This is a genomic window from Stenotrophomonas sp. (assembly GCF_035634915.1).
Taxonomy (GTDB): Bacteria; Pseudomonadota; Gammaproteobacteria; order Xanthomonadales; family Xanthomonadaceae; genus Stenotrophomonas.
This window is the reverse complement of sequence record NZ_DASQCB010000001.1, coordinates 175,052-198,844: the sequence shown is the minus strand read 5'-3', so window position 1 is coordinate 198,844 and position 23,793 is coordinate 175,052. Positions and strand designations below refer to the sequence as shown.

Below are 23,793 nucleotides of genomic sequence, written 5' to 3'. Positions count from 1 at the left end.
CCTGCGCCTGTCCAGCCTCAGACCGACCGTTGGCCCTGCAGGAAATCGCCCAGGCGCTGCAGTTCATCGTCCAGTGCATTGACGAACGCGACCTCTTCCGGTGCCCTGCCGCGAATATAGCCGAAACTGGGCTGCAGCACGCCGTCACGACAGCTGACATTGGCCCAGCCAAGGACGTCGCCGCGCCACATCAACGGCAGCGCGTAGTACCCGAACCGACGCTTGGCAGCCGGCGTGTACGCCTCGAACTTGTAGGCCCAGCCCCAGAGCAGCTCGAACCGGCGGCGGTCCCAGACCACAGGATCGAAAGGCGCCAGCAGGCGCACCTGATCATCGACCTGGAAGCGCCGCGAACCAGGATTCTCGCCCGCCGGCCAGTACCACGTCGTGCCCTCAATGCTGGCACTGGCCAGCGTCTGCCGTGCCCCCTGCAAGGCACGCTGCAGGGCCACACGCAGGTGCGGCGCGCCATAGCCCAGCAAGCGGACCAGATAGGTCAGGCTGGCGGCGGGCAGCGGTGCGTACTTGCGCACCACCAGGTCGATCAAGGCTGCGGCGCGCTCGGCCTCTGCGGCGGCGCCACCGGCAACGGTCGGGTGGGACGCCACGCTGTAGATGCGGGTACCGCTGTCACGACGCTGCACCCGCAGCATGCCGCGATAGTGCATCCCATCCAACAGGTGGGTGCTGGCATTGCTGGTGCCGCCCCAGTAGTTGGTCACACGGCCATGGGCGAATGCCTGGTCGACCTCGCGCGGATGCACGCTGCCGCGCGCCTGCACGAATGCCAGCACCTCGGCAGCCCTGCGCCGGGTCGCTGCGTCCCATGCCCGGGATGACACCCGCGGGTGCATCAACGCCAGGTGCTCGCGTGGCAGGAAACCATAGTTGACCAGGCAGTCTTCTTCCACCGGCAGACGTGCATAACGCCGCTCCAGATCACCGGCCCTGTAGCCCTTCACCCGATGCCGCAGGGTCAGATCCTGGGCGCGGGCCGGCGCCCGGATTGGATCGGCCTGCACGAAGCCCAAGCGGCGGATCGCCGCCAACAGGGTGGTCGGCGTGAACAGCGTACGCGCCACCGCGTAGCGGCGCAGGTCATCCAGGGTAGGCATGGCCTGCATTGTAGAGTCGAGCCTGCCCGGCTGCCTCACTCGCCCATCCACCCGCCGTACCCCCGCCAAGACGTCCGGGTGCAGGCCCCGCTATGCTGTGCGTACCTGCCTGTGAGACAGACCATGCGCACGCTCTACCCACCGATCATGCCGTACCGGGAACATACGATCGCGGTGGACGCCCTGCACACGCTGCATGTCGAGGAATGTGGCAATCCCGAAGGCATTCCCGCGGTGTTCCTGCATGGCGGCCCGGGTGCAGGCGTCTCGCCCGTCCATCGTCGCTTCTTCGATCCATCGCGCTACCGCATCGTGCTGATCGACCAGCGCGGGTGTGGCCGCTCCACGCCATTCGGCGAACTGCGCGACAACACCACCGTCCATCTGGTGGAGGACATTGAAAAGGTCCGCGCCCACCTGGGCATCGAACGCTGGCTGGTGTTCGGCGGCTCCTGGGGCTCCACCCTGGCATTGGCCTACGCACAGGCCCATCCGCATCGCGCGACCGGGCTGATCGTGCGTGGCGTCTACCTGGGCCGGGCCGAGGAGAACGCATGGTTCAACCAGGCCCAAGGCGGCGCCCGCTGGATTTTCCCCGAGCGCTGGGCGCGCTACGAGGCCCATATTCCCGAAGACGAGCGTGGCGACCTGATCGCCGCCTACTGGAAGCGGCTGGACAGCGCCGATCAGCCCACCCGGATTGCCGCCGCACTGGCCTGGCTCGGCTGGGAAGACAACGCCGCCACCCTGGTTCACGAGGTGGATGCGATCTCCGAGGCCGACCCGCTGGACACGCTGGCCAAGGCGCGTATCGAAGCACACTACTTCCGCCACAATGCCTTCCTCGAGCATGCCCAGCTGCTGCGCGACATCGACCGCATCCGTCATCTGCCCGGCGTGATCGTGCAGGGGCGCTACGACATCATCTGCCCGGCGCGCAGCGCCTGGGACCTGTCCTGCGCCTGGCCGGAAGCCCGGCTGGAGATGGTCCTGTCCGGACACAGCGCCACCGAGCCCGCCACCACCGATGCGCTGGTCCGCGCCACCGACGCCTTCGCCGACCGATCCGCGGATTGGTAGATCCACGCCACGCGTGGATGGCGTTCGCCACGCATCACGCACGACACCTATACCAACGTATAGCCGCGCTTACCCACGGGCATCTAGGCCCGCTGCATCCACGTGCGGACAATAGCGCCACCGGCCCACACAGGCCCCTGCCCCCGGAGACGCTGATGGACCCCGACCCTGCCGAGCGCACCGCGCCCTGCCCTGCAGCCCCCTGTTCCCTGACGGCGCCTGCCGCTGGTCCCTGTCCGCACGCGTGATGAGGGCCCCGGGCGTCGCCTGCCCGGAGAATCCCCATGCATTACAAGATCCTCTACATCAGCCTGCGCCGTCTGATCGGTGAGCGCGATGGCGCCGGCCTGCGCAGCCGCCTGCTGCAGCACGGCCCGGTCATGTTCGCCCGCTCGCTTGCGCTGGGTTCACCACGCGTCGTTGCCGATGCACTGTCACTGCTGACGATCAGCGAGCGCATGAACGTGCTGCGCCACCTGCCCCCTTCCCTGCGCAATGCCATGAAGCCGCTGTGCATCGGCGGCAGCCAGCGCCTGCATCTGCAGCCCTGGTCACCGTCGGTGCCGCCCCTGCGCCGCGCCTGAACCACGCCACTTTCCGACCCGGCCCGCGCCGGGTCGACATTCCGAGGACATCCCATGAGCCTGCTCAACGCCTGGTTCAACGCCTTCCTGCGCAGCCGACGCGCGGGCAGCCTGTTCCGCCGCCGCGCCCTGCCCGAAGCCGGCTTCGGCCGCGGCGCCGCTCAGGCCGCGCCGGCCGCGCTGACCGATGGCCTGCTTACCCTGGCCCGCCTCGACGACGCCCGCCTGCTGGCCGCACTGGACTCGCACGGCGATGGCCTCAGCACGCAGGAGGCCAGCGAGCGCCTGGCCCGCCTAGGCCCCAATGAAGTCGACCACGAAAAGCCGCTGCCCTGGTGGCGCCACCTGTGGCAGTGCTATCGCAACCCGTTCAACCTGTTGCTGAGCGTGCTGGCCGCCGTGTCCTGGCTGACCGAGGACGCCAAGGCCACGGTGGTGATCGGCGCGATGGTGCTGCTGTCCACCCTCATCCGCTTCGTCCAGGAGGGGCGTTCCAACCGTGCAGCCGAGCGGCTGAAGGCCCTGGTCGGCAACACCTCGCGTGTGCTGCGCCGTAGCGCCGGGACCGAGGCGGCGGACGTGGCGGGCCAGTACTTCGGCGCACATCTGCACAGCCGCCGCCCCGCCCGCCTGCTCGACCTTCCCATCCGCGAACTGGTGCCGGGCGATCACATCGTGCTCTCGGCCGGTGACATGATCCCGGCCGACTGCCGTGTGCTGAGCGCCAAGGATCTGTTCGTCGCCCAGGCCGCGATGACCGGTGAATCACTGCCGGTGGAAAAATTCGCCAGCCCCGGCAACGCTGACGCCGGCCTGATGGAGCAGGCCAACCTGCTGTTCATGGGCACGAACGTGGTCTCCGGCACGGCCACGGCCGTGGTGCTGGCCACCGGCAACCACACCTACTTCGGTACCCTCGCCCAGCGCAGCACCGCCAGCGAACGCGCCCCCACCGCCTTCCAGGCCGGGGTCAACAGTGTCAGCTGGCTGCTGATCCGCTTCGCCCTGGTGATGGTGCCGTTCGTGCTGCTCATCAACGGCTGGACCAAGGGCGACTGGACCGAGGCCTTCCTGTTCGCGCTGTCGGTGGCGGTAGGCCTGACCCCGGAAATGCTGCCGATGATCGTCACCTCCACGCTGGCCAAGGGGGCGGTGCTGTTGTCGCGGCAGCGGGTGATCGTCAAGCGCCTGGATGCCATCCAGAACTTCGGCGCGATGGAGGTCCTGTGCACCGACAAGACCGGCACCCTCACCCAGGACCGGATCGCACTGGAGCGCCATACCGATGTGTTCGGCCACGACTCGGAGGACGTGCTGAAGTTTGCCTATCTCAACAGCCATTTCCAGACCGGCCTGATCAACCTGCTCGACCGTGCCGTACTCGAGCACGTGGAGCTGCAGAGTTCGCTGCGTCTGTCGCAGGACTACCGCAAGGTCGATGAGATTCCGTTCGACTTCCAGCGCCGCCGCATGTCGGTGGTGGTCGCCGAGCGTGAGGACCACCACGAACTGATCTGCAAGGGTGCGGTGGAAGAGATGCTGGCCGTATGCAGCACCGTGCGCGAGGGCGACATCGACCAGCCACTGGACGCGGTGCGGCTGGCGCGGGTGCGGCAGACCACCGAGGAACTCAACGAACAGGGCCTGCGCGTGGTGGCCGTGGCGATGAAGGAGACCGCGGCCAGCCAGTCGGTCTATTCGCAGGCCGACGAGCGCTGCCTGACCCTGGTCGGCTACGTCGCCTTCCTCGACCCGCCGAAGGAGTCGGCCGCGCAGGCGCTGCAGGCACTGGCCGCGCATGGTGTGGAGGTGAAGGTCTTCACCGGCGACAACGAGCTGGTCACCGCACGCGTGTGCGCCCAGGTCGGGCTGGACGTCGACGCGATCGTGACCGGCCCGCAGACCGAATGCATGGACGATGCGGCCCTGTCGCAGGCCTTGCAGCGGCACCGCGTGTTCGCCCGCCTTACGCCGCTGCACAAGGAACGCCTGGTCCGCAGCCTGCGCGCGCAGGGCAAAGTGGTCGGCTTCCTGGGCGATGGCATCAACGACGCGCCGGCCCTGCGCGCGGCCGACATCGGCATCAGCGTGGACAGCGCGGTGGACATCGCCAAGGAGGCGGCCGACATCATCCTGCTGGAAAAGAGCCTGATGGTGCTGGAGGACGGCGTGGTACAGGGGCGGCGCACGTTCTGCAACATGCTCAAGTACATCCGCATGACCGCCAGCTCCAACTTCGGCAACGTGTTCTCAGTGCTGGTGGCCTCGGCCTTCCTGCCCTTCCTGCCGATGCTGCCGCTGCAGCTGCTGGTGCAGAACCTGTTGTACGACATCTCGCAGATCGCCATTCCGTTCGACAACGTGGATGAGGAACTGGTGCGCCAGCCGTTGAAGTGGAACCCGGCCGACATCGGTCGCTTCATGGTGTTCTTCGGGCCGATCAGCTCGATCTTCGACCTGTGCTGCTTCGCCCTGATGTGGCATGTCTTCGACGCGCGCACGGCGGCTGACCAGAGCCTGTTCCAGTCCGGCTGGTTCGTGGTCGGCCTGCTCACCCAGACCCTGATCGTGCATATGATCCGCACCCCCAAGGTGCCGTTCCTGCAGAGCATCGCCGCGCCGGCGCTGCTGCTGATGACCGCGGCGATCATGGCCATCGGCGTGCTGCTGCCAATGAGCCCGCTGGCCGGCTACTTCAAGCTGCAGGCACTGCCGCTGGGCTACTGGCCATTCCTGGTGGCGATCCTGTTCGGCTACGCGGTGCTGACCACGGCGATGAAGCGGCTCTACATCCGCCGCTACGGGTGGCAGTGATGCTGGGCCTGCAGCTGAACCTGCCTCCGTTCGACGCCGGCGCCACGCTGGGCTCACTGCTGAGCCTGAGCGTAGCCTTCGTGCTCGGCGCGGCGATCGGGCTGGAGCGGCAGCTGCGCCAGCGTACCGCCGGGCTGCGCACCAACACGCTGGTTGCAGTGGGAGCGGCGGTGTTCGTCGATCTGGCGGTCCGCTTCCACGACCTGTACGGCGGCCCGCCCTCGCCATTGCATGTGGTGGCCTATGTGATTTCCGGCGTCGGCTTCCTCGGCGCCGGGGCCATCATGAAGGATGGCGCGCAGGTATCTGGCCTGAATACCGCCGCTACCCTGTGGGGCTCTGCAGCCGTCGGCGCCTGCGCCGGCATCAAGCTCCTGCCGGAGGCATTCATGGCTGCCCTGTTCGTGCTGGCCGCCAACACCCTGCTGCGGCCGGTGGTCAACCGTATCCAGCGGCAACCGCTGGCCGAGGGCTTCAGCGAGGCAACCTATGCGATCAACGTGGTCTGCCAGCGCGAGCAGCAGGCCGAGGTGCTGGACCGGCTGTTGCTGCTGCTCGAGCAGGCGCAGTACCCGGTGCGGGCGGTGGACCAGCGGCCATTCGGCGAGCGCGATGTGGAAATTGAAGCGGTGCTGTATGCCACCTGCGTCGACGCGGCGGAACTGGATGCGGTGCTGGCCAACCTCGCCGCGACGCCGGGTGTGCTGCAGGGGTTCTGGAACGCCAGCCTCGAAGAGTGACCCATCCCCGGTAGCGCCGGCCGATGGCCGGCATTGCCCACCAAGGTGGGCATCTAGCAGAACCGCTCCACCACGGTGGGCATCTCCCGGCACCGCCGCTTATCATCCCCCCACCACCCGCCAGGGAGCTGTTCCCGATGCCCTCGCTGTCGCCCCGCCGCCCGCTGGCGCTGCTCGCCCTGATCGTGGTGGTGACGGCGATCTTCCTGCTCGACACGCTGACCGATTACGCCGTGGCCGCAGCGTGCTTCTACGCGGCCGTCATCCTCGCCGCCTCGCGGCTGCTGCCGCCGCGCGGGCTGCTGCTGCTGGCCGCGGCGTGCATCGCACTCACCGGGCTGAGCTTTTTCCTCACCCGGTTCGGCACCTATCGCATCGGCCTGGTCAACTCGGCCATCGGCATGCTGGTCATCGGCATCACCACCTGGCTGGTGCTGAAGATGGAGGCCGCCAAGGCCGCGGTGCAGGAAGCCCAGGCCCGCCTGCTGCGCGTCGCACGGGCCTCGACCGTAGGTGAGCTGACCACTTCCATCGCCCATGAGGTGAACCAGCCATTGGCCGCCATCGCCAGCAGCGCCGAGGCCGGCCAGCGCTGGTTGGCGCAATCGCCCCCGAATGTCGACAGGGCGTTGCAGGCCATCGCCCGGATCCTGTCCGATGCGCACCGCGCCAGTGACGTGATTGCCCGCATCCGTGGACTGACCCAGGGCGCCGCACCGGAGCGCCGCGTCTTCGATCTGAACCAGGCCGTGCAGGACATGCTCGCCCTGTCGCGCAGCGAACTGGACCAGCACCAGGTGGATGTCGCGCTGCTGCTGGATGCCGACCTGCCACCGGTCTTCGCCGATCCGGTGCAGGTACAGCAGGTCATCGGCAACCTGCTGCTGAACGCCGTGGACGCCATGGCCCAGGTGCCGGCCGGCGAGCGCAGGCTGTCGCTGTTGACCGCACGCGATGGGCGCGGCCAGGTCAGCCTGAGTGTCCGCGACCGTGGCCAGGGTCTGCCCCATGAACAGCCTGACCGCGTCTTCGATGCATTCTGGACGACCAAGGACCACGGGCTCGGCCTGGGCCTCAGCCTGAGCCGTTCGATGATCGAGGCCAATGGCGGCCGCATCGGCGCCACGCGCGCGGCCGGTGGCGGAGCCTGTTTCACCTTCGAACTGCCGGCCGCCGGCAAGGATGACCATGCGTAAGCCAGTGACACCGTCGGCCGAACCGGCACCCATTGTCTACGTCGTCGACGACGATGCGTCCGTGCGCGCGGCGCTGGAGGATCTGCTGTCCTCGATGGGCCTGCTGGTGCGCGCCTTCGCCTCCACCCAGGCCTTCCTCGACCACCCGCGCGACTATGCCCCGGCCTGCCTGGTGCTGGACGTGCGCATGCCCGGCCAGAGCGGCCTGGATTTCCACCGCAGCATGGCCAGCCTTGGCCTGCAGCTCCCCGTGGTGTTCATCACCGGCCACGGCGATATCGCGATGGGCGTCAACGCAATCAAGGACGGCGCCATCGAGTTCCTGACCAAACCCTTCCGCGACCAGGAACTGCTCGACGCCATCCACAGGGGCATCGCGCTGGACCGCGGGCGCCGCCGCGAGGGCGAGGCGTTGGGCGAACTGCAGGCGCGCTGGCAGACGCTCAGTGCCGGTGAACGAGAGGTAGTCGACGGCGTCGTGCGTGGGCGCCTCAACAAGCAGATCGCCGCCGACCTGGGCGTCAGCGAGATCACGGTGAAGGTGCGCCGCGCGCAGGTGATGCGCAAGATGGAAGCGCGCAGCCTGGTCGATCTGGTGCGCATGTACGACCGGTTGCAGGCGGCTTCGCCATGAGTGCCTACGTGGCCCTGCTGCGCGCGGTGAACGTGGGCGGTACCGGCAAGCTGCCCATGGCCGCGCTGGTGGGGATGTGCGAGGACGCCGGCTTCAACGAGGTGCGCACCTACATTGCCAGCGGCAACGTGGTGTTCCGCAGCCGCTTGGACGAAGCGACGGTACGCGATGCGCTGGCGGCGCGACTGCAGGCCTACGCCGGCAGACCGGTAGGCGTGCTGGTGCGCAGTGCTGCGGAGATCGCCGAGGTAGCTGCACGCAATCCGTTCCCGGATGCGGCCGGCAACCGCGTGGTGGCGCTGTTTGTCGATGGCCCGCTGCCCCGTGACCCCCTGCAGGGCGTGGCAGGACTGAACGGCGAACAGCTGGCGCTTGGGCCGCGCGCACTGCACGTGCACTACGGTGACGGCATGGCTGATTCCAGGCTGCGCATTCCCTGCGCTGCCCATGGCACCGCACGCAACCTCAACACCGTCAGCAAGCTGGCGATGATGGCGGCCAAGCTGGCCTGAGCGCTGTTCCCGTCGGAAGACCTGCGGTCGTGGTCCATGGAGACATCTGTTCGCTGGCCGAGCCAACCATCGCGCTTATTGCACCCATGAGCAATACGCGAGACGGGAAAAGAAGGGGCCGTGATAGCGTCGTTGCACCTTCACTCGTGACACTTGCGCATGCGCCTGCTGCCTTTTGCCCTCGTCCTTGCCACCTGCCTGCCGCTGGCCGCCCATGCCGCCGAACCGGTGCTGCCGCAGCTGCAGGCCTACACCGTCGATCCCTCCTGGCTGCAGCCGATTGCCCCGCTGCAGATTGCCGACCACACCTGGCAGATCGGCACCGCCAATCTCACCTCGCTGCTGGTGCAGACCCCGCAGGGGGCGGTGCTGCTGGACGGCGGCATGCCGCAGATGGCCGACCATCTGCTGCACAACCTGCAGCTTCGTGGTGTTGCCCCGGCCGACCTTCGGGTGATCCTGCTCAGCCACGCCCACGCCGACCATGCCGGGTCGGTGGCCGAACTGAAGCGGCGTACCGGCGCACGCGTGCTGGCCAATGCCGAATCGGCGGTGCTGCTTGCCCGGGGTGGCAGTGATGACCTGCACTTCGGCGACGACATCACCTATCCACCCGCGCAGGTCGATCGCATCATCATGGATGGCGAGACGGTGGACGTAGGCGGCATGCGCTTCACCGCGCATTTCGTGCCGGGCCACACCCCCGGCAGCACGGCCTGGACCTGGACCGACACCCGCAACGGCAAGCCGGTGCAGATTGCCTACGCCGACAGCCTCAGCGCACCGGGCTACACCCTGAAGGACAACCCGCGCTACCCGCACCTGGTTGAGGACTACCGCCGCAGTTTCGCCACCGTACGCACCCTGCCCTGCGATGTGCTGCTGACCCCGCACCCGGACGGCAGTGGCTGGGACTACGCGGCCGGTGCAGCGGCCGGCGCCAAGGCAAAGACCTGCGGTGAATACGCGGATGCGGCAGAGCAGAAACTCGACACAGCCCTGGCCCGGTAGCGTCGAGCCTGCTCGACTGGCTCGACTCTACAAAAGCCGGCTACCGGCAGCCGTCCGGCAAGGCGGCAATCGCCGCCGCGACCGCCCCCTGCATGCCCTGCCCCACGGCCATGTCCAGCTCGCCGCCGGTGCTGCCGTGCTGGCGTTGCAGCTCGCTCTCGCAGGCATCTCGCACGCGGCTGCGCGCATTGGCCCGCAGCATGCTGCAGCGCCAGTCCACCGGGCCCAGCGGCAGCACCGAATAGACCACGCTGTTGCAGGCATTGCCTGCACGCTCAACCAGCCGACGGCCGCCGAAGTCGCGCGGCACGCTGCTGTGCGTGGGGTCGTAGTAGCTGTCGGGGAAGCTGCGCGCGTACTGTTCGATGTCCACCTGCAGTAGCACCGATCCAGAGTCGGGCACCCGCAGGGACTCACCGCATTGCGTGCTGTCGGCCCGGTGCTGGATGAACTGGTAGATCGGCCGGTCAAGCCGACGGTCCTGCGCGGTCACTGCACTGACCGCAGCCAGGATCGGCAGCGCGGCGCGGTTGGCCATGCGTGCCAGCACACCCGCTTCGGCGGGGACGCAGCGGTCACGCACGGTGGCCGCCAGCAGGAACACCACGTCATCACGGAACGCGCGGTCTTCGCGCAGGTGCCGCTCGATGTCGGCCTGCAATGCTGGCGCCGGTGCGGGGAACGCCACGGATGGCGGGCGCCCCTGCGGGGCCCAGCGCTGCCAGACCAGCAGCGCGACGCCGCCCAACAGTGCCACCGCTCCGATCCCCAGCCAGTGCGCCGGCCGCATCAGCTGCCGATCGCCGTCAACGTGGCGGCGTCCGCATCGTAGGACGCACTGGCGATGTCGGCCTCGAAGCGCTTGATCCGCAGCTGGCCCGACAACCGATAGGCATCCCACAGATTGCCCAGTGCAATCGGCCTGGCCAGGGTCACGTGGATGATCTGGTTCGGTGGCGGCGGTGGCACGTGGATGCACGCGCCATAGAACGGCACGAACAGCAGCTCGTTCACCGCCCCGGCATCATCCATACCCAACGGCACCACATAGCCATCCAGGTCGACCTCGCGACCGTCCACATCATCGACCACGGCCGCGGAGCCGAACTGCTGGGCGCGGTCGGGGCTGGAGTGATCGATGGCCGCGCCCGGCGGCGTGCCCGAGCCACTGTCATCGATCAGCCCACCGACGCCGGACATCGCGCCCATGCCGCCACTGCGGTCGATGCCGATCTGCGGCGGCGGACGCAGGAACGCATCGTCCTCGGGCATCAAGGCGTTCCAGGCCGTGATCGCGCCGTCGCTGGCGGCAGGCGCTTCATGCGCTGCCTGCGCCGGCGCATCGCCCGCCGCTGCGGCTGCGGCGGGCGCAGGCGCAGTGGACGGTTCGGGTACATCGCCACCAGGCCGCCTGCAAGCGGCCAGCAGCATCACCAGCAGCACACTGGCGTTACGGTTCATAGGGCCTCAACGCGGGGTCTGCCATGGTGTAGGCCGAACCGGCCAGGTCGTCATCCACGCGTTCGGCACGCAGGGTGCCGGCGAGGAAGAACGGCGAATACATGTCCGGCATGTCGATCGGCCGCGACAACCGCACGTGCACGATCTGATTCGGCGGCGGTGGCGGCACGTGGATGCAGGCGCCGTAGTACGGCACGAACAGGAACTCGGTCAGCCGGCCATCGCTGGCATTGGCCAGCGGCACCACGTAACCGGGCAGACGCACGGCGCGATCCAGCACCGTGTCCACCGTGCGGAACGTGCCGAACTGGGCCATGCGCCGGTTGCCGTTGTGCTTCACTTCCGGCCCATCGCCACGCTCCAGCGCGGCCAGTTCGTCGGCGGGCATCATCTGCAGCCAGTCCAGTTCCTGCTCAGCAGCAGCTTGCGTTGTCGCCCCGTCCTGCACAGGCGTCGGCGGCAGGGCCTGCACGCCGGTATCCAGCGGACGTTCGCAGCCGGCCAGCAGCAGAATCACGGCAAGGAAAAGCCACGCGCGCATCGCTCAGGCTCCCGCCGACAGGCCGTCGGCCAAGGTGCGCCGATAGGCCAGCAAGGCCGGCACCAGACCGGCCACGGCACTCAGCGCCAGCACCCCGCCCACCCAGGCCAGCTCGCGCAGATCCGGCCAGACATGGGTGATCGACAGACCGAAGTTGGCCAGCGCCCAGCCGCGACCGGCCAGGCTGGCGGCCACCAGCACGGCCAGGGCCAGCACGCAGGCCATGCCGCTGGTCGCCGCCGCTTCCAGCACCAGCAGGCTGGCGATGTAGCGTGGCCGCGCACCGGTGGCGCGCAGCACCGCCATCTCGCGGCGGCGCTCCTGCAGGGTCGACACCAGCAGCGCCACCAGCGAGACCAGGCCCAGCAGCACCACCATCGCACTGATCAGCTGCAGCGCCCGTTCGGCCGTACCCAGCGACTGCCACAGCTGCTGCAGGGTCACTCCGGGCAGGATCGCCAGCAGTGCCTCGTCGGGGTAGTCATTGATCGCGCGCTGCACCGAAAACGTGGCGATGCGCGAATTCAGACCGAGCATGAAAGCCGTGATGCTGGTCGGGGTCAGGTCCAGGTGCCGCGCTTGCTCGGCACTGACCTTGCGCCCGCGCAGCTGCACGCCCGAACGCCAGTCCACATGAATGGCCTCGATCGCCGGCAACGACACCAGCACCGACGAATCCACCGGCGTGCCGGTCCGCTGCAGCACACCGCGGATGCGGAACGGCTTGTCGGCATGCCTGGCCAGGGTCACTGCGCCGGTACCGTGGGCGAGCACCATCGCGTCGCCTACCTGCACGCCCTGCGCGCGGGCGACATCGGCGCCGACCACCGCGTCGTACAGGTCATCGAAGGGCTTGCCCTCGGCGAAGGCCAGCGCATGCCCAGCACCGTAGCGGTAGTGTTCGAAATAGCCGCCGGTGGTGCCGATCACCCGGTAGCCGCGCCAGGAATCACCCAGCGACAGCGGCACCGCCCACTTCACCTGCGGCAGCGTCGACAGTTCCTGGTAGGACTGCCAGGACACGTTGTTGGTCGGGTCGCCGATATGGAACACCGAGTACAGCAGCAGGTTCACCGGCCCCGAGCGCGCGCCGACGATCAGGTCGGTGCCCGAAACGGTGCTGGCAAAGCCTTCATGGGCCTGCACGCGCACGCGCTCCACGCCCAGCAGCAGGGTCACGCTGAGGGTGATGACAAGGACGGTAAGGGACACGCTCAACGCACGGCTGCGCAGGCTGGCCCAGGCAAGTTCAAACATGGGCGGCTCCGGCGTGGTTGATCTCCTGCAGCTGCACGACGCGGTCGAACAGCGGTTGCAGGCTGTCGTCATGGCTGACCACCACTGCGGTGGTGCCGGCCGCCGCACATTGCGCGGCCATCAGCTGCAGGAAGGCGGTTGCCGCTTCGCGGTCCAGTGCCGAGGTCGGCTCGTCGGCCAGCAGCACCGCCGGGCGGCCGATCAATGCGCGCGCGGCCGCCACACGCTGCTGTTGGCCCACGCTCAGCGTGCCGGCACGGCGCTGCAACAGGTCCGGGGCCAGCTGCAGGGCCTGCAGCAGCCTGCGGATCTCATCCTCCAGCGGCCGGCCCAGTCGTGCGCTGCGCGCGGGCGCGAAGCGCACGCCCAGCGCGATGTTGTCGCGCACACTGAGAAACGGCAGCAGGTTGAACTGCTGGAAGATCACACCCAGATGATCGGCGCGGAAGCGGTCGCGCGCAGCCGGTTTCAGGGCGTGCAAGGCCGTGCCGGCCACCACCACCTCGCCCTGCCCGGGGCGCAGCACGCCGGCCAGCAGGCCCAGCAGCGTGCTCTTGCCCGAACCACTGGCACCGCGCATCAGCACGCTGCTACCGGCGGCGATGCGCAGCTCGGGAATGTCCAGCACGGTGCGCCCGCCATAGCTGAAACGCACCCGTTCCAGCGCGATCAGCGCGGCGTCATTCATGGGCCAGCACCACGCGCAGGTTGTCGGCGTTGAGCACGGTGCGGCTCTGGCCAGCCGCCGTCGCGCTGTTGACGATAACCTCGTGCAGGTTCGGGAAGGCCTTCGGCAATGCCAGCACCAGCACGCGCAGCGCAGCCGGGTTGGCGCACTGATAGCGCAACTCGGCGGTGAACCCGGCATGGGTGTGTCTGGCTGGCGTGCCGGCAGCCGGGGCTGCAGCGGCAGCGAAGCCCTCGGCGCGCGCGTCACGTTTCAGCGGCGTGCACTGCGCTGCGGTGGGCAGGGTCAGCCAGTCGCCGCGCTTCAGCGTGGCCAGTGCCGCGTCCAGTGCCGCCTGTTCGGTGGCATTGGCCGGCGGCCGTTCGAAATCGAGGATGCCGATGCCGGGCGCCTGCACGGCCAGTTCCAGGGTGCCCTGGTCCACGGCCAGGTCGACCGTGGCCTGGCCATGCACGTGGGCGCCGAGCTGGCGCACGTCGTGTGCATGCACGGCGGGAGCGGCAAACAACAGGAGCAGCAGAACGGAACGCTTCATGGGGGACTCCATTATTGTTACTATGTAACATTATGGACCACATCCCCACTCCGCCTGCAAGGGCACTGCCCCAGCCGCCAGCTTCGGCACGCTGGCACCCCCGTCTCGACCTCGCCGGCGCCTGGCTGTCCCTGGCCTGCGCCGCGCACTGCATCACCCTGCCCCTGCTGCTGGCCTTCGTACCCGCGGCGATGATGGCGTTGCGCTCGTTCCAGCACCCGGCCCACGGCGCGATGACCGCGCTGCTGGTGATGTCGCGCTGGGAATGGGTGTTCGCCCTGGTGGCTTCCACCGTGGCCATGGCCAGCACGGCCTCCGGCGGGCGCCGGCACCACAACGGTTGGCCCTTGTGGTTGGCCGCCTGTGGCGCCACCGCACTGTTGGCGTCCTCGCTGTACATGCCGCTGAAGGAATCACTGGGCTGGCACGGCGTAGCGACCGCATGCGGTGGCGTGCTGCTGGCCACCGCCCACATCCTCAACCGGCGGGCGCTTCGCCGCAGGCCCAGGTAGTCGTCACCCTGGTGGACGTTCCCAATGTGCCAACCAAGGTTGGCACCTACCAATCCGCGCCACGGCAGGCTCTGGTCGTCGTCCACCTTGGTGGACGGTCCCACCGTGCCAACCAAGGTTGGCACCTACCAATCCGCGCCACGGCAGGCTCTGGTCGTCGTCCACCTTGGTGGACGTTCTCAATGTGCCAACCAAGGTTGGCATCTACCAATCCGCGGCGCGGCAGGCCCTGGTCGTCGTCCACCTTGGTGGACGTTCCCACCGTGCCAACCAAGGTTGGCACCTACCAATCCGCGCCACGGCAGGCTCTGGTCGTCGTCCACCTTGGTGGACGTTCTCAATGTGCCAACCAAGGTTGGCATCTACCAATCCGCGGCGCGGCAGGCCCTGGTAGTCGTCCACCTTGGTGGACGGTCCCAATGTGCCAACCAAGGTTGGCACCTACCAATCCGCGGCATGGCGGGCTCTGGTGGTCGTCCACCTTGGTGGAGGGTCCCACCGTGCCAACCAAGGTTGGCATCTACCAATCCGCCGCACGGCAGGCCCTGGTAGTCGTCCACCTTGGTGGACGGTCCCAGTGTGCCAACCAAGGTTGGCACCTACCAATCCGCGGCATGGCAGGCTCTGGTGGTCGTCCACCTTGGTGGACGGTCCCACCGTGCCACCCAAGGTTGGCACCTACCAATCCGCGGCACGGCAGGCCCTGGTAGTCGTCCACCTTGGTGGACGGTCCCACCGTGCCAACCAAGGTTGGCACCTAGCAATCCGCGGCACGGCAGGCTCTGGTTGTCGTTCAACCTGGTGGACGGTCCCAATGTGCCAACCAAGGTTGGCACCTACCAGATCATCGCGGCGCGCCAACCAAGGTTGGCATCTACCAGATCCGGGCAAAGCGCCAACCAGGATTGGCATCTACCCGGCGTCAGGGGCCAGACCCTGCGCGTCGCGTTCGCGCAGCAGGTCGGCGAAGGCCTTCAGTGCGGGCGGCAGATGGCGGTGGCCGGGGAAATACAGGTACAGCCCCGGGAACGGCGGGCACCAGGCATCCAGTACCGGTACCAGCGCGCCGCTGTCCAGGTCCTCGCGGATATGCCATTCGGACAGGAACGCCAGGCCGACACCCGCCAGGGCCGCCGCGCGCGCTGCCTGCAGTTCGCCCACCACCAGCCGCGGCGGCGGATCGACCTGCAGCACCTGGCCGCGGTGTTCCAGTTCCCAGCGGTACAAACCCCCGTGCGAGAGCCGCATGCGGATCGCCCCGTGCTCGCCCAGCGCATCGGGCGTGGCCGGCGTGCCGTGCTCGGCCAGGTAGGCCGGCGATCCGACCACGCGCATCCGCTGCTGCCGGTACAGCGGCAGCGCCACCATGTCCTGCGGCAGCTGCTCATGCAGGCGCACGCCCGCATCGAAACCATCGGCAACGATGTCCACCAGACGCGCCTCGGCAGACAGCTCCAGCCGCACCTGCGGGTAGCGCTGCACGAAGGCCGCCACCAGCCCGGACAGCATGCGCGTGCTTTCCGGCGGCACGCTGATGCGCAGCGTGCCACTGGGGTGCAGCGCATCGCCATGCAGCTCCTCCGCCGCAGCCTGGATTTCGGCCACGGCGGGGCCGATCCGCGCGACGTAGCGTGCGCCGGCCTCTGTCAGGGCCACGCTGCGCGTGGTGCGGTGGAACAGCCGCGCCTGCAGCCGTGCCTCCAGGCTGGCCACCGCATGGCTCAGCGCCGAGGTCGACATGCCCAGCTCGCGTGCGGCCGCACGGAAGCTGCCGCGCCGGGCCACGGCGAGGACCGCATCGAGTTCAACCAGCCCGGAACGATGCACGGCATGCCTCCAATAGTCCCGAAAACAGGGACACCCCATCCACGATAGACCGGATTCCCTGCACGGTCGAGCCGGGCCAGACTCTGCCCACACCTTCCCGCCTCGCAAGGAACCGCTCATGCAACGCATCGAACAGCACTACATCAACGGCGCCTTCGTGGCCTCGCACGGCCAGTACATGGCTAACCTGCACAACCCCGCCACTGAGGATGTCATCGGCACGGTCCGTCTGGGTGACGGCGTGGACGCCGAACGCGCGATCGCCGCCGCCAAGGCCGCCCTCCCCGCACAGGCCGCCCGCAGCGTGGCCGAGCGCCTGGCCATGCTCGGCCGCTTCCGGGATGCGATGGCCGAGCGCCAGGATGCCCTGCACGCTGCGGTGCTGGCCGAGTATGGTGCGCCCGCAGCGCGTTCGCGCTGGATGGTCGAACACCCGGTCCAGGTCATCGACGATGCGATGCGCGTGCTGGCCGACTTCCCGTTCGAGCGCAGCGTTGGCCAGGCCCAGGTGCATCTGCTGCCGGTGGGCGTGGCCGGTCTGGTCACGCCCTGGAACAGCAATGCCTCCTTCATCTGCGGCAAGCTGGCCACCGCCCTGGCCGCCGGCTGCACGGCGGTGGTCAAGCCCAGCGAGATGTCGGCGCTGCAGACCCAGGTGGTGATGGAGGCACTGCACGCGGCGCAGTTGCCGGCGGGCGTGGCCAACATCGTCAACGGCCTTGGCCAGGAGGTTGGCGCGGCGCTCAGTGCATCGCCGGATGTCGCCAAGATTTCCTTCACCGGCTCGACCGCCAGCGGTCGCGCGATCCTGCGTGCGGGGGCGGAGACCTTCAAGCGTGTCACCCTGGAACTCGGCGGCAAATCGCCTACGCTGATTCTCGAAGATGCCGATGCGCAGACGGCAGCGGCGCTGGCCGTGCAGGCCGGCTTCATCAACAGTGGCCAGGCGTGCATCGCCGGCACCCGCATCCTGGTGCCGGAATCACGCAGGGCGGAGTTCGAGAGTGCCTTGTCGGCGGCGGTGCAGGCCGTGCGCAGCGGCGACCCGAAGGATGCTGCGACCACGGTCGGGCCGATGGTCAGCGAGCGGCAGTGGCTACGCGTACAGGGCTACATCCGTACCGGCCTCGAGGAAGGCGCACAGCTGCTGGCCGGCGGCGAAGGTCGCCCCGAGGGTCTGTCGCGTGGCTGGTACGTGCGCCCCACGCTGTTCACCGGCGTGCGCAACGACATGATGATCGCCCGTGAGGAGATCTTCGGGCCGGTGCTGTGCGTGATCGGTTACCGCGATGAAGCCGAGGCGGTGGCGATCGCCAACGACACGCCCTACGGTTTGAGTGCGCTGGTGATCGGTGCGGATGAAGCACATGCGGCGGCGGTGGCGCGGCAGATCCAGTCTGGCCGGGTGCTGGTGAACACGCTGCGGCACGAGCCGATGGCCCCGTTCGGCGGCATGAAGCAGTCGGGGATTGGCCGCGAGAGCGGCGCGTGGGGCATGGAAGCGTTCCTGGAAGCGCAGACGTTGGTGGTGGGGTAAGGACCGCGCGCACTGGTAGCCGTCCACCTTGGTGGACGTTCCCACCGTGCCAACCAAGGTTGGCATCTACGGGTCATGGCGGCGTGCCAACCAACCTTGGCACCTACCGGTTCGCGGCGCGGCAGGTTCTGGTAGCCGTCCACCTTGGTGGACGTTCCCAACGTGCCAACCAAGGTTGGCATCTACCGGATCATGGCGGCGTGCCAACCAAGGTTGGCACCTACCGGTTGGCGGCGCGGCGGCTGTGCACCCAGTAATACAGCGTCGGCAGCACCAGCAGGGTCAGCAGCATCGCCGACAGCAGGCCGCCGATCACCACCACCGCCAGCGGCTTCTGCGTCTCGGCGCCAATCGCGTGCGACGTCGCCATCGGCAGCAACCCGAACATCGCCAGCAACGCGGTCATCAGCACCGTGCGGAGGCGCTGAAGCGAACCCTGCACCACCGACTGCAGCAGGTCCATGCCCTGCTCGCGCAGCTGCGCGAAACGGCTGAGCATCACCACGCCATTCAATACCGCCTGCCCGAACAACGCGATGAAGCCGATCGCCGCCGACACCGACAACGGAATGCCGGTCAACCACAGGGCGAGGATGCCGCCGATCATCGCCAGCGGCACGTTGGCCAGGATCAGCGCCGCACTGCTGATGTCCTTGAAGGCATCAAACAGCAGCACGAAGATGATCAGTACCGACAGCGGGATCACCCAGCCCAGCCGCTTCATCGCGCGCTGCTGGTTCTCGAACTCACCCGACCATTCCAGGCGGTAGCCCTCGGGCAGCTTCACGCTGGCATCCACTCGCGAGCGCATGTCGGCCACCACGCTGCCCATGTCACGGCCGGCGATGAAGATGCTCACCGCCTTCACCCGCTGCGCGTTCTCGCGCGAGATGTTGATCGCACCGCTGGCCATCTGGAAATCAGCCACGTCGGACAGGGTCACGGCATGCCCATCGCCGATGCCCACCGGCACCACGCGCAGGCGCTGCAGGTCACGGTCGGCATCGTCCAGGCGCAGGGTGATCGGGAACTTGCGGTCGCCCTCCCACAGCTCACCCACTTCACGGCCGCCCAGCGCGGTCTCGATCACCTCGTCGATGTCACGCACGTTCAGGCCATAGCGCGCCGCACGATCACGATCGATCTGCACCTGCAGCTGCGGCAGCGAGCCATCGCGGTCGATGAAGGCGCTCTCCACGCCGTCCACGCCGCGGACCTGGCCGAGGATGGCCTGGGCTTCCCGGTTCAGTACATCCAGTTCGGCACCGCTGACCTTGATCACGACCTGGCCCTTGATCTGCGAGATGCTCTCCAGGATGTTGTCGCGCACCGGCTGTGAGATCGAGAACTCCGGCCCCGGAATGCGCTGCTCCAGGGTGCGTTGCAGGTCGGCGATCAGCTGCCGCTTGTCCACGCCCTTCGGCCATTCCTTCTCCGGCTTCAACGCCACCAGCGCCTCGATCTGGTTCGCGCCCTTGGCATCGGAACCATCTTCAGGACGGCCCAGCTTGGCCACCACCGTGGAGACCTGCGGATAGGTGTTCACCAGTTCGCGGATGCGCCGTGACTGCTGCTGCGCCTCGGCCAGGCTGGTGCTGGGGTCGAGCGTGGCGGTCAGCCAGATCGAGCCCTCATCCAGTTCCGGCAGGAACTCCGAGCCCAAGCGCGTGCCCAGCGCCAGGGTGCCGACCAGCAACGCGACGGCGGTCAGCACCACCGCCCGCGGGCGGGCCAGCGCATGCTCCAGCACCGGCTGGTACCAGCCGGTCAGTCGGTCCATCAGCGGGTTCTCGCCGCGCATGCGGTCGCGCCGCAGCCACCAGTAGCAGAACAGCGGCACCACGGTCAGCGCCAGGATCAGCGCGCCGATCAGGGCCGAGGTCACCGAATAGGCCATCGGCGCGAACATCCGGCCTTCCTGCCGCTGCAGGGTGAAGATCGGGATATGCGCGGCGATGATGATCAGCATCGAGAAGAACGTCGGCCGCCCGACTTCCGAGGCCGCCGACAGCACGGTGGAGAACCGTGTCTTCCGGTCCGCCGTACGCGGCAGCGCGGACAGGCGCGAAACGATGTGCTCGGTGACGATCACCGCACCGTCGATGATGATGCCGAAATCCATCGCCCCCAGCGACAGCAGGTTGGCCGGCACGCCCCACAGGTGCAGGCCGAGGAAGGTGGACAGCAGGGCCAGCGGCATCATCGCCGCCACGATCAGCGCGGCGCGGGCGTTGTAGAGGAACAGCCATAGCACCAGGAACACCAGCACCGCGCCTTCCAGCAGGTTGCGGAACACCGTCTTCAGCGTGGTCGAGACCAGCCAGGAGCGGTCGTAGAACGGCTCGATGCTGACGCCTGCCGGCAGCTGGTTGGCTTCGATCTCGGCCACACGCGCATGCAGGCCGTCGAGCACATCGGACGGATTCTCGCCCTTGCGCATCAACACCATGCCGAACACTGCATCGTCGTTGTCGTCCTGGCCGACCAGGCCCTGCCGCGGCAGGCCGGTATCGGCGATGCTGGCCAGGTCGCGCACCAGCACCGGCGTTCCGCCCTTCTGCGCGACCACCACGCTGCCGATATCGGCCGGCGAGCGCATCAGGCCGACGCCGCGGATCAGGAACTGCTGCTGGCCACGCTCCACATAGCCGCCGCCGGCATTGGAGCTGCCCTTCTCCAGCGCTTCTGAGAACTCGCCGAGGCTGATGCCGCGATCACGCAGCTTGTCCAGGTCAGGCTTGACCTGGAACGTACGCGCATAGCCGCCGAAACTGATCACGTCGGCCACGCCAGGCACGGTGCGCAGGCCACGTTCCATCACCCACTCCTGCACGGTGCGCAGCTCGGTGGGGCTCATGTGCGGGGCCTTCAGCACGTAGCGGTAGATCTCGCCCACCGCCGAACTCATCGCCTCCAGCTCGGGCGTCACGCCCTCGGGCAGGTCCACGCCCTGCAGGCGCTCCATCACCTGCTGGCGCGCGAAATAGTCATCGGCCTTGTCGTCGAAGGTCAGGATGATCATCGACAGGCCAAACTGGGTGTGCGAGAACACCCGCACCGAGTGCGGGATGCCCGACAGTGCCACCTCCAGCGGCATGGTGACTTCGCGCTCGACCTCCTCCGCGGCGCGGCCCGGGTGCAGCGAGACCACGGTCACCTGGGTGTCGGACACATCGGGGAAGGCTTCCACCGGCAGTACGCGGAACGCAGCGATGCCGGCACCGATGAACAGCAGCAGCGCCAGCATCACCATCAGCGGCTGACGCAGGCAGTAGGCAATCAGGCGATCGATCATGGTGCGGCATGCCCCATCGCGGGAGCCGCGGTTGCGGAGGCCGCCGTTGCCGGGGCCGGTGCGCTGTCCACCAGCTGCTGCAGCAGCAGGCCGCCCTCGACCACCACGCGGCTGCCGGCCGCCAGCCCTTCGCGCACCCACAGGCGTCCGTCACCCAGCTCCTCGGCCTGCACGGCGCGACGCGCGTAGTGGCCCTTGCCTTCGTCCACGAACACGACCTGCTTGCCCTCGATCAGCAGCACCGCAGCATCCGGCAGCGACACGCCGCCCTGCGCCGGCAGCGCCACCTGAGCGCGTACGTACTGGCCGGCCTTGAAGCTGCGGCCGTGGTTGTCCAGCTCGGCACGCGCCTGCACCACGCGGCGCTCGCTGTCGACGAAGTCATCCACATGCTGCAGGGTCGCCTGCAGCGTGCTGCCATCGGCAGCCGGCACGCGCACCGCCATGCCCGGCCGCAGGCGCCCGGCCAGGCTCTCGGGAATGTCCAGCAACAGCCACAGACGGTCGGGATCACCGATCACCGCCAGCGGCTGTTCGCTATCGGGGCCCACGTTCATGCCCGGGCTCATCCGCCGCTCCACCAGAACGCCGTCGATGGGCGCGCGCAGCGGCAGGCGCTGGTCCACGCGGTTGCCATTGCCATAGGCGGTGGCGAACGCGGCGGCGCGTGCATGGTCGGCCTGGCTGCCAGCGAAATGCGCTTCGGCCTCGTCCAGTTCGCGGCCCGAGGCCACGCCCGCGGCATGCAGCTCGCGGGTGCGCTCCAGCTCGCGGCGGGCCTGCTGCAGCTCGGCGCGCCCGCGCACGCCTTCGGCCTGCGCCTGGCCGAACTCCGGCGAGGTGATCCAGGCAATGACATGGCCAGCCTTGACCTTCTGCCCCGGCTGAGCCTCGATGCGCGAGACCTGGCCCGGCAACGGCGCGCGCAGCGCACTGGAGCGGGTTTCGTCCCAGACCACACGGCCCGGCAGCTGCAGCGAGGCACTGGCGCCCTCGCTCACGGCTTCGCTGCGCAGCACGTCCAGCTGGCGGCTGTCGGCCGGGAACTGGATCTGCCCGGCACTGACCACCGGCGCGCCATCGGCATAGGTGGCCGGTTCACGCCCGCAGCCGGACAGCAGGGCCAGCGCGAGCAGCGCAGGCAGCAATGCGCGGCGCGCACGCGGTTGAGTGGCAGCATGCAGGATCACAGGGTCTCTCCTTCGGCAACGGACGTGGCGGCGCTCCAGCGCGCCAGTGCAATTGCATGGTCGGCACGCGCCTGGATCAGCGCGGCTTCGAACTCGCGCCAGCTGCGGCGCGCGTCCAACAGGTCGGTCAGGCTGGCGGCGCCGCGGCGATAGGCCAGTTCGATGCCCTGCACAGCCTTGCGTGCACTGTCGGCCTGCAGCCCCTCGTAATCCCGGCGGCGCTGCGCGGCGGCTTCGGCGCCGGCCTGCAGCTGGTCCAACTCGGCCCAGGTCTGGCGCTGCAGCGCATGCAGTTCCAGCGCGACGGCATCGCGGTCGGCCTCGGCACGCTGGATACCGCCCTGTGCGCGCGACGGCGCCCCCAGCGGAATCGTCACCGACACGCCCCAGGTCACGCCGTTGATGTCGGTCGGCTCGCGCTCGGCCTCCACGCCCCACTGGATGTCGCGACGGCGTTCGCTGCGGGCCAGTGCCACGCCCGCATCGGCCGCGGCCAGGCGCGAGCGTGCCGCGCGCAGGTCCACGCGCTGCTGCGGATCGGCGGCGCTGCGAGCCGCTTCCCTGCTGGCGTCGGGCCACGCGTCGTCCGCACTGAGAGAGGCGCTTTCCTCCCTGCCCAGCAGCAGGGCCAGGATGTGCTGCGCATCGCGCAGGTCGAGCGACGCCTCGCGGGCCGCATCGGCCACCGCGAGATCATCCACGGCAAGGCGGGCACGATCCACGGGTGCCATCGCGCCGCTGGCGACCTGCCGCTCCGCAGCGGCCATCTGCTCGGCCGAACTGCGGCGGTTGGCCTCGGCGATGTCGCGGACATCCTGCGCGGCCTTCAGCCCGAAATAGGCTTCGTGCAGCGCCACCTGCTGCCGGCGACGCATGTCCAGCTGTTCCAGCCCGGCCGCCTCCACCAGCGCATCGGCTTGGCGCATGCGCAGGTTTCGTTTGCCGCCGCGTTCCCAGGTGAAGCCCAGGCCGACGGTGCTGTCCACGCGCTTGTCCTGCCATCGGCCGCTGCCGACGCCGTGCTTCGGGCTGATCTTGCTGGTGCCCAGCGAGAGTTCCGGTGCAGGCCGCAACGCAGCGGTCAGCGCATCACCCTGCGCACCGCGCAGTTCCAGCGCCGCCGCGCGCAGGTCCGGGTTGTGTGCATCCATGGCACGTTGCGCGTCCTGCAGGCTGATCGCCCACGCCGCAGGTGCACACGCCAGTGCGGCCAGCAGGGCCGCCGAACGAGGGAGGAAATTCATGCGCGCCACGGTAAGGTGAC

General features: G+C 68.6%; 21 protein-coding genes. 10 read left to right on the top strand and 11 right to left on the bottom strand.

The genetic code is table 11. From position 1 onward, the window contains the following. Window positions 1–17: 17 nt before the first annotated feature. Window positions 18–1,124 (bottom strand): DNA glycosylase AlkZ-like family protein, encoded by a 1,107-nt coding sequence (locus VER16_RS00920; RefSeq protein ID WP_324804991.1) that lies wholly within the window; start codon window positions 1,122–1,124, stop codon window positions 18–20. 114 nt (window positions 1,125–1,238) lie between these two features. On the opposite strand from VER16_RS00920, the gene pip reads away from it, so the two are divergent. From pip to bla, 8 genes are all read left to right on the top strand, one after another. Further along, window positions 1,239–2,195: a prolyl aminopeptidase gene (gene pip / locus VER16_RS00915; protein ID WP_324804990.1), complete on the top strand. Its 957-nt coding sequence runs from the start codon at window positions 1,239–1,241 to the stop codon at window positions 2,193–2,195. 284 nt (window positions 2,196–2,479) lie between these two features. Next, entirely contained in the window at window positions 2,480–2,779 is a 300-nt protein-coding gene (locus VER16_RS00910; protein ID WP_324804989.1) for a hypothetical protein, read from the top strand. A 54-nt stretch (window positions 2,780–2,833) separates the two neighbouring features. Next, window positions 2,834–5,593, top strand: coding sequence for a magnesium-translocating P-type ATPase (mgtA, locus tag VER16_RS00905; RefSeq protein WP_324804988.1), 2,760 nt, complete (start codon window positions 2,834–2,836; stop codon window positions 5,591–5,593). Then, window positions 5,593–6,333: an MgtC/SapB family protein gene (locus VER16_RS00900; RefSeq protein ID WP_414715998.1), complete on the top strand. Its 741-nt coding sequence runs from the start codon at window positions 5,593–5,595 to the stop codon at window positions 6,331–6,333. Before mgtA ends, VER16_RS00900 begins: the two co-directional genes overlap by 1 nt. Window positions 6,334–6,470: 137 nt before the next feature. Continuing rightward, window positions 6,471–7,529, top strand: coding sequence for a sensor histidine kinase (locus VER16_RS00895; protein WP_324804987.1), 1,059 nt, complete (start codon window positions 6,471–6,473; stop codon window positions 7,527–7,529). Continuing rightward, window positions 7,522–8,163, top strand: coding sequence for a response regulator transcription factor (locus VER16_RS00890; RefSeq protein ID WP_324804986.1), 642 nt, complete (start codon window positions 7,522–7,524; stop codon window positions 8,161–8,163). Before VER16_RS00895 ends, VER16_RS00890 begins: the two co-directional genes overlap by 8 nt. After that, window positions 8,160–8,675 (top strand): DUF1697 domain-containing protein, encoded by a 516-nt coding sequence (locus VER16_RS00885; RefSeq protein ID WP_324804985.1) that lies wholly within the window; start codon window positions 8,160–8,162, stop codon window positions 8,673–8,675. Before VER16_RS00890 ends, VER16_RS00885 begins: the two co-directional genes overlap by 4 nt. A 159-nt stretch (window positions 8,676–8,834) precedes the next feature. Next, window positions 8,835–9,686: a subclass B3 metallo-beta-lactamase gene (gene bla, locus VER16_RS00880; RefSeq protein WP_414715997.1), complete on the top strand. Its 852-nt coding sequence runs from the start codon at window positions 8,835–8,837 to the stop codon at window positions 9,684–9,686. 40 nt (window positions 9,687–9,726) lie between these two features. On the opposite strand, the gene VER16_RS00875 is transcribed toward bla, so the two are convergent. From VER16_RS00875 to VER16_RS00850, 6 genes are read right to left on the bottom strand one after another with little or no spacing between them, the layout of a single operon-like run. Beyond that, window positions 9,727–10,476, bottom strand: a complete 750-nt coding sequence (locus VER16_RS00875) for a hypothetical protein (protein WP_324804983.1) — start codon at window positions 10,474–10,476, stop codon at window positions 9,727–9,729. Continuing rightward, a complete protein-coding gene (locus VER16_RS00870; protein ID WP_324804982.1) occupies window positions 10,476–11,147 on the bottom strand; it encodes a DUF3299 domain-containing protein in 672 nt (223 codons plus the stop codon). The genes VER16_RS00875 and VER16_RS00870 overlap by 1 nt, the downstream gene beginning before the upstream one ends. Then, window positions 11,137–11,688 carry a DUF3299 domain-containing protein gene (locus VER16_RS00865; protein ID WP_324804981.1) on the bottom strand — a complete coding sequence of 184 codons (552 nt, stop codon included), beginning with the start codon at window positions 11,686–11,688 and terminating at the stop codon, window positions 11,137–11,139. The genes VER16_RS00870 and VER16_RS00865 overlap by 11 nt, the downstream gene beginning before the upstream one ends. Before the next feature lie 3 nt (window positions 11,689–11,691). After that, complete coding sequence (locus tag VER16_RS00860) at window positions 11,692–12,945, bottom strand: ABC transporter permease (RefSeq protein WP_324804980.1); 1,254 nt, start codon at window positions 12,943–12,945, stop codon at window positions 11,692–11,694. Then, window positions 12,938–13,633 (bottom strand): ABC transporter ATP-binding protein, encoded by a 696-nt coding sequence (locus VER16_RS00855; RefSeq protein WP_324804979.1) that lies wholly within the window; start codon window positions 13,631–13,633, stop codon window positions 12,938–12,940. The genes VER16_RS00860 and VER16_RS00855 overlap by 8 nt, the downstream gene beginning before the upstream one ends. Next, the gene (locus VER16_RS00850; protein WP_324804978.1) at window positions 13,626–14,168 is read right to left on the bottom strand and encodes a ZrgA family zinc uptake protein; all 543 of its coding nucleotides are present in this window, start codon (window positions 14,166–14,168) and stop codon (window positions 13,626–13,628) included. The genes VER16_RS00855 and VER16_RS00850 overlap by 8 nt, the downstream gene beginning before the upstream one ends. Window positions 14,169–14,200: 32 nt before the next feature. Between VER16_RS00850 and VER16_RS00845 the strand changes: the two genes are divergently transcribed. Further along, window positions 14,201–14,680 carry a MerC domain-containing protein gene (locus tag VER16_RS00845; protein ID WP_324804977.1) on the top strand — a complete coding sequence of 160 codons (480 nt, stop codon included), beginning with the start codon at window positions 14,201–14,203 and terminating at the stop codon, window positions 14,678–14,680. Between the two features lie 912 nt (window positions 14,681–15,592). Here VER16_RS00845 and VER16_RS00840 read toward each other — a convergent pair. Then, a complete protein-coding gene (locus tag VER16_RS00840; RefSeq protein WP_324804976.1) occupies window positions 15,593–16,507 on the bottom strand; it encodes a LysR family transcriptional regulator in 915 nt (304 codons plus the stop codon). Between the two features lie 118 nt (window positions 16,508–16,625). Between VER16_RS00840 and VER16_RS00835 the strand changes: the two genes are divergently transcribed. After that, window positions 16,626–18,044, top strand: a complete 1,419-nt coding sequence (locus VER16_RS00835; RefSeq protein ID WP_324804975.1) for an aldehyde dehydrogenase family protein — start codon at window positions 16,626–16,628, stop codon at window positions 18,042–18,044. Window positions 18,045–18,264: 220 nt separating this feature from the next. Here the strand turns inward: VER16_RS00835 and VER16_RS00830 are convergent, their stop codons facing one another. The 3 genes from VER16_RS00830 to VER16_RS00820 are packed head-to-tail and all read right to left on the bottom strand — an operon-like array spanning window position 18,265 to window position 23,773. Continuing rightward, on the bottom strand, window positions 18,265–21,339 hold the full coding sequence (locus VER16_RS00830) for a CusA/CzcA family heavy metal efflux RND transporter (RefSeq protein ID WP_324804974.1): 3,075 nt from the start codon (window positions 21,337–21,339) through the stop codon (window positions 18,265–18,267). Beyond that, the gene (locus VER16_RS00825; RefSeq protein ID WP_324804973.1) at window positions 21,336–22,529 is read right to left on the bottom strand and encodes an efflux RND transporter periplasmic adaptor subunit; all 1,194 of its coding nucleotides are present in this window, start codon (window positions 22,527–22,529) and stop codon (window positions 21,336–21,338) included. Before VER16_RS00825 ends, VER16_RS00830 begins: the two co-directional genes overlap by 4 nt. Beyond that, entirely contained in the window at window positions 22,526–23,773 is a 1,248-nt protein-coding gene (locus VER16_RS00820) for a TolC family protein (RefSeq protein WP_324804972.1), read from the bottom strand. The genes VER16_RS00825 and VER16_RS00820 overlap by 4 nt, the downstream gene beginning before the upstream one ends. Window positions 23,774–23,793: the final 20 nt, after the last annotated feature.